Origin of the sequence: Streptomyces sp. NPDC091287, from assembly GCF_044768525.1 — a bacterium.
Lineage (GTDB): Bacteria > Actinomycetota > Actinomycetes > Streptomycetales > Streptomycetaceae > Streptomyces.
The window spans coordinates 15,197-28,132 of record NZ_JBIVUV010000039.1 but is presented as its reverse complement, the minus strand read 5'-3'; the positions used below and the strand labels follow the sequence as shown (position 1 = coordinate 28,132).

The 12,936-nt window shown below is 69.3% G+C and carries 10 protein-coding genes; 3 read left to right on the top strand and 7 right to left on the bottom strand.

Translation table 11 applies throughout. From position 1 onward, the window contains the following. Nucleotides 1-581: 581 nt before the first annotated feature. Nucleotides 582-3,056 (top strand): Helicase associated domain protein, encoded by a 2,475-nt coding sequence (locus tag ACIQRW_RS38035; RefSeq protein ID WP_403769887.1) that lies wholly within the window; start codon nt 582-584, stop codon nt 3,054-3,056. Between the two features lie 411 nt (nt 3,057-3,467). Here the strand turns inward: ACIQRW_RS38035 and ACIQRW_RS38030 are convergent, their stop codons facing one another. Continuing rightward, nucleotides 3,468-4,559 carry a hypothetical protein gene (locus tag ACIQRW_RS38030; RefSeq protein ID WP_403769885.1) on the bottom strand — a complete coding sequence of 364 codons (1,092 nt, stop codon included), beginning with the start codon at nt 4,557-4,559 and terminating at the stop codon, nt 3,468-3,470. Between the two features lie 736 nt (nt 4,560-5,295). Here ACIQRW_RS38030 and ACIQRW_RS38025 point away from each other — a divergent pair. Next, nucleotides 5,296-6,228: a hypothetical protein gene (locus ACIQRW_RS38025; RefSeq protein WP_403769883.1), complete on the top strand. Its 933-nt coding sequence runs from the start codon at nt 5,296-5,298 to the stop codon at nt 6,226-6,228. A 161-nt stretch (nt 6,229-6,389) separates the two neighbouring features. Here the strand turns inward: ACIQRW_RS38025 and tpg are convergent, their stop codons facing one another. After that, the gene (gene tpg, locus ACIQRW_RS38020) at nt 6,390-6,992 is read right to left on the bottom strand and encodes a telomere-protecting terminal protein Tpg (protein WP_403769882.1); all 603 of its coding nucleotides are present in this window, start codon (nt 6,990-6,992) and stop codon (nt 6,390-6,392) included. Nucleotides 6,993-6,994: 2 nt separating this feature from the next. Then, entirely contained in the window at nt 6,995-9,217 is a 2,223-nt protein-coding gene (tap, locus tag ACIQRW_RS38015; protein WP_403769880.1) for a telomere-associated protein Tap, read from the bottom strand. A 151-nt stretch (nt 9,218-9,368) separates the two neighbouring features. On the opposite strand from tap, the gene ACIQRW_RS38010 reads away from it, so the two are divergent. Further along, nucleotides 9,369-9,752 (top strand): hypothetical protein, encoded by a 384-nt coding sequence (locus ACIQRW_RS38010; RefSeq protein ID WP_403769878.1) that lies wholly within the window; start codon nt 9,369-9,371, stop codon nt 9,750-9,752. Nucleotides 9,753-9,998: 246 nt separating this feature from the next. On the opposite strand, the gene ACIQRW_RS38005 is transcribed toward ACIQRW_RS38010, so the two are convergent. The 4 genes from ACIQRW_RS38005 to ACIQRW_RS37990 form a co-directional block, all read right to left on the bottom strand. After that, nucleotides 9,999-10,445: an ATP-binding protein gene (locus ACIQRW_RS38005; protein WP_403769876.1), complete on the bottom strand. Its 447-nt coding sequence runs from the start codon at nt 10,443-10,445 to the stop codon at nt 9,999-10,001. Nucleotides 10,446-10,716: 271 nt separating this feature from the next. Next, on the bottom strand, nt 10,717-11,457 hold the full coding sequence (locus tag ACIQRW_RS38000; protein ID WP_403769874.1) for a hypothetical protein: 741 nt from the start codon (nt 11,455-11,457) through the stop codon (nt 10,717-10,719). A gap of 117 nt (nt 11,458-11,574) precedes the next feature. Beyond that, a complete protein-coding gene (locus tag ACIQRW_RS37995; RefSeq protein ID WP_403769872.1) occupies nt 11,575-12,108 on the bottom strand; it encodes a hypothetical protein in 534 nt (177 codons plus the stop codon). Nucleotides 12,109-12,140: 32 nt separating this feature from the next. Next, the gene (locus tag ACIQRW_RS37990; protein ID WP_403769870.1) at nt 12,141-12,923 is read right to left on the bottom strand and encodes a hypothetical protein; all 783 of its coding nucleotides are present in this window, start codon (nt 12,921-12,923) and stop codon (nt 12,141-12,143) included. Nucleotides 12,924-12,936: the final 13 nt, after the last annotated feature.

Genomic DNA, 12,936 nt, shown 5'->3' with positions numbered 1-12,936 from the left:
CCCGCGGAGCGGGATACCAGGCGCTAGCGCCTGGAAATGAAAGAATTCCGCGAGCGGAATTCTAAAAGCAGATACGGAATGCGTTCATAAACGCTGGCGCGTTTATGAATTGCCCGCACGGCGGGCAAAAGAATTTCCGCATGCGCTCCAATTCTCCGAGCCTCCGCACGCGGAGGCTCGACAGTGTCAGACGGGTCGTCACGTGCCGGTCACAAACAGGCTGGCTACGGGAGGGAGGTGGCGGTGCATCAACTGTGCCAGCAGGTAGGATCCCGAACCGGTGACCACCACCCCCGGGGGCCGGCCCCGCACTCCCCCACCGCCAGGACGACGAGGACGAGCATCGGAGAACAGTCACCGGGTCGGTGACCGGCACCCTTGAAAGGGGGGTCCGCATGGAGCGGGTAAAACTCGCACTGCTCCCGCAGGGTAGCACACTGATCGGCCACGCTGGGGCGGAATCAGGACAACGTCATCCGATCCGATGCATCATGCTGCGGGATCGTGGTGCATCAAGTGATGCACTGGGTAGCATCACGGATGAACCCTCACCGCCTCTCCCTCTGAGATGGAGAAAAGAAATGACGGAAACATTCCCGCTCCGCCCGCATCAGATTGAAGCGGTGGACGCTGCCGTGGCGGGTCTCGATATTCCTCCGGGGGTGAAGATTCCTCCGCAGGGTCTGCGGGGGACGGTGGTCAGTGCGTGCGGCACTGGAAAGACGTTCATCGGTGCTGCTGCTGTCCGTCGTCTGGCTCCGCATGGGCGTGTGCTCGTCATGGTGCCCACTTTGGCTTTGCTCGCTCAGACGATTAAGGAGTGGCGGGCTTTCGGGCATTCGGGCCCGACGGTGGCGGTGTGCTCGATGATGGATGATCCGGGCTTGTATTCGCTGGGGGTGCGGGTGACGACGAACGCTCCGCAGCTCGCCCTGTGGCACGGGCGGGGGGCGGTGACGGTGTTCGCGACGTACGCGAGCCTGCCGGTGCTGATCGCGGCGCACGGGGGCGAGTACGGGCTGCCGATGGACGTGTGGGACGTCCTCCTGGTGGACGAGGCGCACCGGACCAGCGGGTCGCTGGGGAAGGCGTGGGCGGCGGTGCATGACCAGGAGCTGGTGCCGTCGATGCGGCGGTTGTACATGACGGCGACGCCGCGGATCTGGCAGGAGCCGGCGCCGCGTCGGTGGCGGAAGGAGAAGCCGGGCGAGGGCGGCGGGGAGGGGTCGGCGGCGGTGGACCGGCTGCCGGAGGAGATGGCCTGTTCGATGGATGATGAGGCCATTTTCGGGCCCGTCCTGTTTGAGCTGGACTTGTCGGAGGCCATCGCGCGGGGGCTGCTGGCGCGGTATCAGATCGTGGTGGTGGAGCTCCAGGACGAGTCCCTGACGCTGGAGCGGCTGTATGGGGAGGAGCGGCATGAGGAGCATGTGCGGGGTGAGCGTCTGGCGGTGCTCCAGGCCGCGCTCCTGGAGGCGATGGCCGCGCACCGGTTGACGCGGTGCATCACGTTCCATCACCGGACGGTCGAGGCGGCTGCGTTCTCGGAGGGGCTGGGGCGGGTGGCGGGGAAGTTGCACGCGGAGGATCCGGAGCGGCATCCGGCGGTGGTGTGGTCGTCCTGGCTGTCTGGTGAGCATGAGGCGGATGTGCGGGAGGACCGGCTGCGTGATTTCGGTGGCCGTGCGGGTCGTGCGGTGCTGTCGAATTGCCGTGTGCTGGGTGAGGGTGTGGATGTGCCGACGGTGGATTCTGTTGCGTTGATCGATCCGAAGGGTTCGGCCGTCGATATTGTGCAGGTGATTGGTAGGGCGTTGCGGCAGAGGCCGAATCAGGGGAAATTGGCGACATTGATTGTGCCGGTTTTTCTCGGTCCGGAAGAGGCCAAGGAAGATATGCCGTATTCGCTGGCTTATCGGCCTTTGGTGAAGGTGCTTTCCGGGTTGCGGGCGCATGATGAGCGGGCGGTGGAAATGCTGGCTATTCCGCAGGAGGACGTGAAGCGGACTAAGGGCCGGTCGGTTCGGCTCGGTGAGGCGCCGGAGGAGGGCGAGGAGGATCACCGGATGCTGCTGCGGTTCGGTACGCATCGGGATCCGGCGCTGATCGCGCGGTTCGTGAAGTACAACCTGCTGGAGCCGGAGCATGCGAACTGGCTGTCCGGTCATCGGGCGGCGGTGGCGTACCGGGAGCGGACGGGTGATCTGGCGGTGCCGTACGGGCACCGGGAGTTGATGCCGCAGGGGCATTCCTTTCCGTTGGGGCGGTGGCTGGCGGATCAGCGGCGGGCGCTTCAGGCCGGGGGGCTGGTGCCGGAGCGGGCGGAGGATCTGGATGCGCTGGGGATGGTGTGGGAGCCGTCCGAGGTGGCGTGGGAGGAGAACCTGGCGGCGGCGCGTGCGTACTTCGCGCAGACGGGGACCTTGGCGGCTCCGGTCGCGGCGACGGCGTTGGACAAGCCGGTGGGGCAGTGGCTGGCGAACTGCCGGAAGAAGGGCGGGCTGGGGAAGGACCCGGTGCGGGCGGGGCGGCGTGCGGAGCAGTTGGCTGCGATCGATCCGGACTGGCGTCCGGTGTGGCCGGTGGACTGGCAGCGCAGTCTTGCCGGTGTGGAGGGCCTGGTGGTGATGGGCGCCGCGCTGTCGGAGGTGGTGCCGGGGGTGACGGTGGACGGTGTCGATGTGGGGCGGTGGCTGGAGCGGCAGCGTCGGCACGTGATCTGGGAAGGCCTCGCGGAGGGGCAGCGTGCACGCCTGGAGGCGCTGGGTGTGGTGCCGCTGCCTCCGGAGCCGAAGACGGCTGTGCGGGCTTCTCAGGGGCGTTCGGGGCCGTTTGAGCGGGGGTGTGCGGCGTTGGCGCAGTACCGGGAGCGGATGGGCACGGTGGGGCCGGTCGGCCGGGCGCATGTCGAGGTTCTCGCGGGGCCGGATGGTGCGGAGGTCGAGGTGAAGCTGGGGGTGTGGTTGTCGAACGTGAAGAGCCGGCGGGACAAGCTGACCGTCGGGCAGTTGGAGCGGCTGGCGGGTCTGGGGCTGGAGTGGGCGGTGGCCGCGTGAACGGGATGTTGCGGGCCGGTCTGGGTGCGCCGGGCGGGCTGGCAGCTTGACCGGGGGCCGGTCCGGCAGCCTCGGTGGCCGGGGCGTGGCTCCGAGGCTGCCGGGCCGGTGCAGCGGGTGCGGGTCGTGGGGCGACCACCGCACCGGCTGGTCTATCGGCGGGGCCAGGGGCAGGTTTCTGCCAGCATGACCCACTCCTGATCCCTCTGGCCGGGTAGGGCACGCCCTTGTGCCGTCCAGTGCGCGGCCAGCGCCGCGTAGATCGGCTCACTGACCGTAGACGGGGCCGGTTCGCCGTGGCCGGTGCCCGCAACGGCCGGCGGCATCATCGTGGTCACGCGGATCTAACGCGCGAACACTGGGGAGGTCACACTCGGCGGGTGCGGCGTTCGCGCAGCGCGGTGCGGGATGTCAGCGCCTTCTGCTGTCCAATCGCCAAATGTAGTACCAACCACTTGTGCGTAGTTCATCCACGCGCCCACTCTGCTCTTTTCCGGACTGCCAGTAGTCGAAGAGTAGGCCGCCACCGCCAATCATTGTACTGACAATAGCTTCGATAGCCGACGGCAAGGCATCGCCCCGGGCCGCGTACAGCGTCGCGGCCGTAGCGCCAACAACCGTACCGCGAGCAAATCTGCGCATCCCCTTAATGTCACGCATCTTGGCCTCTACCTCCCGGAGGCCGTCGCTGATTTCCATATTAAGGAGCGCCAGGGCACGTTCGGAGTGCACAGCATCCAGTGCACTATCCAATTCAAGGACCTTTCGCCGCAGTAGGTTCCGAAATCCCTCATATGCATACGCCTCACCGACGGTGATCTTACAGAACTCCTTCAAGCTCACACCGTCCACGAATGGCAGATCGAGTTGGAGGACGACTCTGATGGCGTCCTTGACCAAAGGGCGTTCCGGGGATGAAGGGACAAGGAGTCGGTCATGAATCAGGAAATCGATCGGCGCAGGCTGCGAAAGGGCTTCGATTCGATCATCTAGTCGTCGAGCGAAGCTGGGCATGTACCAGACGCGCCCTTGGGTCAGTAGCTCTTTAGCGTCAAGGATCCACTTGCCAACTTCCGTGATGTCTGGACAGATGAAGCCGATTTCGTCTTCGTTTCGTTCAGGGGCGGGCGGATCCCCCGTGATCGCCGAACCCCTAGATCCCCCTGAGTGAAATCCTTCTTGCACTTTGTGATATAAACCCTGTCCGCTATGCGATAGAAGTAGCGTGTCTGCCACCAAAGCCGATCTCTTTGTGAGGAACTCGAGATTCGCGGAACCGATACTCATGCCAACGGCGTAGCGCCCCCGATTTCCAGGCCGCGTTATCAGGTTGACGCGCCACGAGTCAGAATTCAGGAACTTTGCATAGGTTTTTGCGATCGACGAAGGATCATCGCGATGGCTGGGCGGAACGAAGTATCTCGAAAAAGATCTTCTGGTCGATTTAAAGAAGGCATTCATTGCCTCGGCGACATCCGGATCGTAAGGAGCTGAGCGTGCCATGGTGCGAAGCATAGCGATACACGGACTATCCGCGCCATAACACCACAAGCTCACCGTCGGGCAGTTGGAGCGGCTGGCGGGTCTGGGGGAGTGGGCGGTGGGCGCGTGAGCGGGACCTGCTGAGTCTGGTTCGGTGGGTGAACGGCCCTGGTGCCGGTGGCGTGCTGCTGCCGGCACCAGGGCTGTGCGGTTCCGGCCGTACTCCTGCTCCCGCCGGGGCGGGGACCGGGTCCTGTCCCGCGCGCTCCATGTCGGCGCGGGGTACGGGGAGCCTAAGGGCTTTCCTGTCTGTCGGTTCCGCTCTCGGGGCGGGGACGTGATGCTGCATCAGGTGCTCGGTCGGGTGTGATCACGAGGAGCGGCAGGGTTCCTGGTCATGGATGCTTTTCGACGGGCCCGGTGATTGCGGTGCGGGCGGGGTGGGTGATTGCGTGAAGGGGAAGGGTGCTCGCCGGACCGGTTCAGACGGGTCCGGCTCGCTCGAACCGATGAATCCGGGGGATCTATGGGTACTAATCCGCCTTCTTTACCGTCGTCTTCCGGGTCGGGGGAACCGGGTCCTGACAGCACCGCACCTGCGCCGGCCCCGTCGTCCCGCCCAATCCACAACGGTGCTCCCCAGCCTGATCCGGAGGCACCCGCCACCTCGTCCTCGTCGCCGACCGCGTGGCACGTTCTGGCGGACGAGCGTCTGCCGGGCTTTCGTGGGCTCGCGGCCAAGCACCGGGCGCTGTACGTGGGGCTGGCGGTCATCGTCGTCCTGGCCGGTCTCCTGTTCGCCTACTACGCGAACTACGCCCTGGACCGGACCACCGCGGCCGACCGGGCCCGTACGGAGAGGAAGGCTGGCAGCGCGGCGGATCGGGAGCAGCCTGCGTTCGTCGCCACCCGTACGCCGCGGGACATCGAGCAGGATCCGCCGGAGAACTTCGTCGTGCTGCTGGACCGGAAACTGACCGAGCGCGAACAAACAGACCTCGCCGCCGCCAGCGCCCGAGGCAGCGGTCTGGATGTATGGCGGTTCCTGAAACCACTCGGAGGGCGGCTTGTGGAGTACGCCTCACCGTCGATCTTCCCGCATCCAGGCCTGGAGGGCGGTAACGGGCTGACGGGCATGTGGTCGCAGTCGTTCAATCTGAATCTGAACAGTGACCGCAGCGCCGGACTCACGGTCAACAGCATGAAGGCCGTGAAGGACTCGTGCCGACCGTCGAGGGCGGTGGCCGTGGTCGATCTGCCCCCGGCGGGCTCCGAGGGCCGGCAGGGCCTGATGTGGGATCTGAGCGGTGGCACGGACATCCGGCCGAAGGGACCGTACGTCCTGGACGGTGAGGACCAGGGAAAGCTGTTCTTCCGCCACAACGTCATCGAGCTGGGCAACGGGCAGTCGAATATGGCCCTGCTCATCCAGCCCCGAGTGTCCGACCTGACGTGCACGTGGCACATCGACGCGTCCTACACGGACACGTCCGGTACGCACACCCAGCAGATTCCGGGCAAGGGAACCTTCACCACGGAAGCCGTACCGGCGAGTCCATTGCAGTACTTCGGAGAGCATGTCGGTCTGGGGTGGGGGTGCTTGGGCGATGTGGTCCGGGAGAACTGTCCTGCCGCCGAGGATCTTGAGCGGTTGCCTCCTGTCTGGCTCGCCAAGCAGGGGCGACCGTGAGCGCGACCTTGCCAGACCGCGCTTCCCCTCCCTGCGGAAGCGTCTGCTCGTCCCGGGCGACCGGGTCGTCCGGGCCCTGCGGTAGGAGACTGCGGAAGTAGCCTGAGCAGTGCCTTGCCCCGGCAGTTCCCGTGCCGGGGCAAGGCTTTTTGTGGTGCTGGTCAGTAGCGGGCGGCGATGTAGTCGATGGCGGTGATCTCGACTTCGAGATCGTGGGCGCGGGCGGCGCCGGTTTCGCTGTCGGTCTGGAAGTAGAGGGTCTGTGCGGCTTCGGCCAGGACCTCGTTGGGGTTCTCGCCGGTGGTGCCGGCCTGTGCGTCGAACAGGCGGGTGGCGTACTCCGGGGGGAGGTGGAGGGTGAGGAGGCGGAGGCGCATTTCGTCGGTGGTGCCGACGGGGGCGATGTAGCCGAATTGGGCGCGGAATTCGACGGTGACGCCGCTGGTTGCGGCGGCGCGGCGGCGGGCGCGCTGGCGGACGCGGGGCTGCCAGCGGGAGCGGACGGCGTCCTTGATGCGGTCGGCCACCGCCTTGGGCGGGTTCTTCCGGGCGCCGCGCCGGTAGCGGTTGACCGAGTCCGCGGTGACACCGAGTTCGGCGGCGACCGCGCGCGCGGTGCCGAGTTTGCGGAGCAGGTAGTTGATCTGGCCCTGGAGGGTGCGGGGCGGCTCGGTGGTGAATTCCTTGCGGTCGGCGCGTTCCAGGGCTTCTGCGATGAGGGCGTCGTCGTCGGCTGCGCCGTGGGGGCGGATGGTGCGTGCCATGTCTACTCCCCTGCGTCCAGGGCGGCGTCGTGGCCGTCGCCCTTGATGATCCGGGCGATGTTGGTGCCCTTGTCCATGAGGTCGACGGCCCAGTCCATGGGCTGGACGCCTTCGAGCTTGACGAGGCCGGGGGCGACTCCGAGGCGGAACGCGCCCGGGAGCGGTTTACCGCTGGTGGTGTACGGGAGGAGGTCGAGGGGGTTGCGGGTGCGGCTCGGGTAGACGACGCAGTCGGAGAGGACCGCGAGGGGGAAGAGGCCGACGGAGGACATCTTGAGCATCTTGCGGTGCATGTTGATGCGGGCCTTGCTGATGATCGCGGCGCGGATGTCGGGCCGCCACGTCGGGCGGTCCAGGGCGGGCCAGCGTTCGCCGGGGGTGTAGTTGAGGCCGCCGGCGCGGACGCGGAGCTTGCCGATGCCGCCCTTGGCGGTGGCCTTGATCGCGGCGAGGACCGCCCGCAGCCCGGGGTCCTTCTCGGGCAGGTGCTCCATCGCGGCGAGCAGCTCGGCGGGCTCCATGTCGGCGCGGACGCCGAGGTCGGCCATCATGTCCAGCAGTGCGGCCTTGAGCCGGTCGTGCCAGGGGTCGAGGTAGGCGCCGGAGTCGGGGCGGATGTACGCCTCCAGCGGTTCGACGTTGTGGCCGAGCTCCTGGGCGTAGGCGACGGTGTGTGTTTCGTACCAGGCCGGGCCAGTCGGCCGCTCCCCGGACGGGGTGAACGGGTTCGGCAGGCGGGAATCCAGCCCGATGTGGGAGAGGTCCACCAGCCAGCAACCCGGGACCTTCTTGTCGAACACCGGGCGCAGCACGTGCACGGGGGCGCAGAGGCCGACGTTCAGGCGGGAGGTGGCGGCGAGGAACGCCGCGTTCACGTCCAGGCCGAGGGCGAACGGCAGGGCCACTTCGTCACCGGCGAGGAGGTCGACGTCGCGGACCCACTGGAAGACCTCTTCGTTGATGAACCCGTGCTTCCAGCCCTGGGCGAGGGGGTGCTCGGGCGGGGCTTCGGGGGGTGCGCAGTCGACGGGGTCGGTGCCGAGGCTGCCGGGGTTGTGGCCCGACTCCCAGGCTCCGGTGGTCTCGTTGCGGACGGCGCGGGTCGGCGGCCGCAGCGAGGTCATCAGTTCCAGGCCGGTGACGGCGGTGGAGCCGCGCGGGGTAGTGACCCGGGTCGCGTAGAGGCCGAGGACGCGGGCGATCTCCGGGGCGTCCTGGTCGGCGACGTCGGGCCAGGCCCGGGCGTCGAACGCTCCCCAGGAGGGGATCGCGAACTGGACGCACTGGCGCTGTCCGGCCTTCGCGGGGCGGTAGACACGGGCCCACGGGCCGAAGCCGCGCAGGGTCAACTTCCACTTCGCCTTGATGACCTGCTTGACGACGGGGTGGTCGTCCTCCAGGCGGAGCCCGGCGCGCTGGTCGTGGCCCTCCAGGCGGGCGGGCAGCCCCAACGCCACGGCGGCCTGTTCGGTGAGGACGACCAGCGGGTCGACCGCCATGCCGTGGCGGTTCAGCGCGGGTGCGCCGACGGCCTGGTCCAGGGTCCAGGCGACGAGCTGGGGGATCGTGCGGGCGGGGCAGTGAAGGACCAGGCCGCCGATGCCGTGGGCGGTGCCGTCGCCGTCCAGGACCAGGAGCGGTCCGGCGGCGTACCGGGGATCGGTCGTGGCGGCGGAGCCGGACGCGGTGCGGGCGGCGGTCCTGCGGGCCGGGGCGCGGCCGGCGGGGGCGGTGGACTTGGCCGGGGCGGTCGGAGTGTCGGCGACGGGGGGAACCGTCGCCGTTGCCGGGGCGGGCCTGCACGGCACAGGCGCAGTCTCGGGGACCGGCGTCTCGTCGGGGACATCCTGGTCGGGCCCGGTGTTCGCCGTCTTCACCATGACGGCGGGCGCGGGATCGGCGGCGGGGGCCGGCGCGGTCCTCGCCGTGCTCGGCGCGGTGGCCGGGGCGGGCGCGACCACCAGGGTGGCGGGCTGGGCGGGGTACTTCGCCGCCCACCCGTTCAGGATCCGCTGGTAGGCCTCCAGTCGGGGCGGGCGCGGCTCGGACCGGCCGTTCTCCCAGTTCTTGACCGTCTGCGCGGTCGATTTCAGGGCCTGCGCGAGACGAACCTGGGTCACACCGGCCGCCTCCCGCAGCCTTGCCCGTTCCGCAGGGGACGGCAGTTGCGGCTCTTCCTCCAGAAGGGCATCCACCAGATCGAACAGCTCTTCCTGCGACGCCATGCGGCATCACCTCCAGGGCCCACTCTAGTACATGTAAACCCTGGATTTAGCTTTTCGATTTAACTCTTTCGGGTTTCGATGCACCCGGAAGACCGCCCCATCCCTTCACCGTGCGTAGCAGCTTCCCGACGATCGGCGGGAAGCTGGCCGCGTGAACGGCGACGGCATCGAGGAGGCGCGGATCCGTGCAGCGGTCGCCGGGTATGCGCGTCGGCGGGCGTGGGCGGAGGCCGAGGCGGTACTCACGGAAGTGCTGGCCGACCCGGAGGTGCGGCGGATCGGGGGCCTGATCGACGTGGAGGAGCACCGGTCCGGGATGGAGCTCCGGGATGAGTTCCAGGTGTTTCAGGACCGGTACGCGCTCGCGGTTCGTGGGGGCGATGTGGCTCTGCTCGCCGGGGTCTGTGCGGGGAAGCACGGGCGGTGGGGGCGGATCTGCGTGCTGAGCGCGGGTCACGAGGACCGGGCGCCGCACTGGGGCACCACGGTGGAGGGGCCGGTCGCCTGGATCGGCAGCGCACCGGACGACGACTGAACCGGCCTGATGCCAGGGGCCGGGTCGTCGGCATCAGGCCGTGCGGCCCTGCCGCGCTCCGGGGACCGGGCCTGTCCCGCACGCTCCATACCGGCACGGGCGTGGGGGGAGCGTTCCGTCGGAGTCCCGACGTGTTCCTGATGGGGCGTCAGGGTTGGTGCATCGTACGGGCGTGCGGGTGGGATCCCGGACGAACGGGTCTGCCGTCCGTGTCTCTGGCGTTGTGCGGGGATGGTGTGCTGCTGGTCAGGTGGTGCCGTCGGGGCTGAGAGCGTGGTCCGGTGCGGGGTATCCGGGCGGGACGAAGCAGGCGGTCACGGTCTTGCCGTCTCGTTGCGGATGGTGTTCCCAGCTGTCGGACAGTGCCTCGACGATCGTGAGGCCCCGGCCGCCGGTCGCGTCCAGGCCCCGGTCGGCCGGGACCGGCGGATCCGGGCTGGCGTCGTGAACGCTGACGTGCAGGCAGGCACTGTCCCAGGTCAGGACGAGCTGGGCATCGCTATGAGCGTGCTTGTGCGCGTTCGTGATGAGCTCGGTCACTGTCAGAAGCACCGAATCCACCAAAGCGGGTGCACTCTGCGCCCATTCCAGCGAGTCGAGATGCCCCCGCGCCCAGCGACGCCCGGCCCGCGCCCCTTGGGACATGGGGAAGGACTGCGCCCAGCCCACCGCCCTCATCTCAGAATCGGCCACGCCGGTGCCTCTCATTCGTTCATCGAGGGAGCCAGGGTCGTTCGTCGCCTTCCGCCATGTCTCCTACCCGCCCACGGGGATATGACGTCCGACCGGCTCCAGGCCGCGTTCACGTGCGGTGCCCAGGGCCCGGTCACGGCGGAAACGGCAGAGGGCTCGACCAAGCCCTCAACGAGGTCGAGCATGCCGGCGTGGCTGTCGACGAAGAGGGGGACGCGTCCGTCCGGGACCGTGTCATGGTGCGGAGGCTGCCGCGTCGACGGGCGTGGCGTTACGGCTGTGCGTGAGGGTGCTGGGCGGGTCCGAGGGCGCGGAGGGCGGCGCGGAGCCGGCGGCCGTCGTCGGTGTCGGGGATCCTGATCCGGTCGGGGTTCGTGGAGGCGAGCCGGGCGATGAACTCGCCGGGGTCGTGGCCCCGCAGATGCGCGACGTGCACGCGGTACAGGGCTTTGTAGAGCGCCTGGGAGATACCGAGGGTGGTGCCGTTGACGAAGGGGATCAGTGCTGTCAGCAGTTCCGGGACCGGGTCCGGGTCCGGTTCTGGTGCCCGGTCGGCTGCCCGGCGGCGGTACGCCTTCTGTCGGCAGGCTGCGTCGCAGTACGCGGAATCGGCACGTCCAGCCGTAACGGGCGTGCCGCAGGCGCCGCAGAGGCGGCCCGATCCCCGCCCTCCGTTACGCCTGCGCGTGAGGGTTGTCCGGCAGGCCCGGGAGCAGGTCACTCCCCGCATCAGCCGCCCCGCCCCGCGGACGACGGCCAGGCCGCACCCGGCGATACACGCCTGGGGCGGGAGAGCCGCTCCGCGTCCGGCCAGGCCCCACCATTCGGTGGTCTCCGTGCGCCGTGCGGAGCCTGCGCGGGTCCGGCCCGTGTCCGCATCCGGGCGCCCCCGCTCGTAGCAGGCGTCGCAGATCAGCAGGCGGGTGAACCGGGTGGTCCCCCGGCGGCGGCCCCCGAGCCGGGCACCGTCGACGAGGTAGGCCGTACCGCCCCGGAGGTCCGTGGTGCACATGGCGCAGGGGCGAGGACCTTCACGTGTAGCCACAACGGCCTCAACGAGCGGCACGGCCAGCCGTAACACCGGCTGCCCGCCGTGTCATGCCGCGTCGGTCCGCAACCCGCGGCGGGTTCACCGGCCGCGTCCTTGTCGTGGTGCGGGGGCGGTCTGCTGGCGGTGTGCCGGTACGGCGGGTTGCGCGGGGGCGGGCTGCTTCGGCGGTGCCGTGTCCGGGACGGTGGTGGTGGAGCGGGAGCGGGCTGCGGTGGTGGAGACGCGGGGGCCGGCGGGGAGTGCCTGGTCGAGTGGGGTGATGAGGGCGTGGTGGGCGGCCAGGAGGAGGCGGGAGGCGATGCTGGAGGGCGGGCCGTCGCGCCAGGGGTCGGTGTCGGGTGCGATACGGGCGAGGTGTGCGGCGAAGGGCAGGCCTTCCTGGGCCATGCGGTGCATTCGGTGGGCGAGCACGGGCCACTGACGGGAACTCACCAGGAACCCGGCCTCTTGCTGGGGGAGGGTCTGGTTGACCCTGCTGACCAGGGTGCGGTGAGCGTCGGGGGTGACGCCGAGCTGGTCCAGGGCGCGGGTCCGGTTGCCAAGGTCGAGGTCGCGCGGGATGTTCAGGCCTTCGGTCAGCGGCCCCCAGACGTTCTTCGCGTCGGTGCTCACCGCGGGAGCGGCCCACGGATCGGGCTTCTGGGTTAGGGGGGCGGGCGCGGCGGCCGGAAGCGGAGCGGCGGGCTGCGGCGCGGCGGGCTGCGGCGCGGCGGGTGCGGCAGGGGCCGGCACGGTGGCCGGAGCGGGCGCAGGTGCGGGGGCCGGAGCCGCGGCGGGGGCCGGGGCGGGCGCGGTGGCTGGAGTCGGGGTGGTGGTGATGGTGACGGCGGCGATGGCCTGGTCGACGCCGAGGCCGGCGGCGTGGGCGTCGGTGAGGATGCGGGCGACGTCGACGCCCTGGTCGTGGAGGCGGCCCATGGTGGCGGCGATGTCGGGCCAGGCCGGGGAAGCGAGGATCGCGTCGCGGACCAGGCTTCGGGGATGGTCGTGCGCAGGAGTTCGGCCCAGCGGTCGGTGCCCTCCGCCTTCGTGCGGGCGATGTTCTTGGCGACGGCCCGCTCGACCCCTGCGGCCATGCTGCCCAGGTTCGGCAGGAACGTCGTGAGGTCGACGCCGGCGCGGCTGAGGGAGATGAGCTGGCGGGACATCACCGGCCAGTCCTCACTGGCCGTGAGGTGGTCGAGGAGGGAGGCGGGCAGGTGCTTGCCGAGTTCGTCGGCGGACCACCAGGACTCCGCGACCTGCCCGAAGTCCTGGGTGAGTTCCTGTTCCTGGCCGTGGTGGTGTTTCTGGGAGGCGCGGCGGACCGCATCCGCGATCGTGAGGATCAGCCGGACCGACATCGCCGCGGCCTGCGCCGCTTCGGAGAGGGCTTCGGAGAACGGCTCGCCCGACAGTTGGGCGGGCGCGGGTGCGGGGGTGGTCATGGGGCGGGGTCTC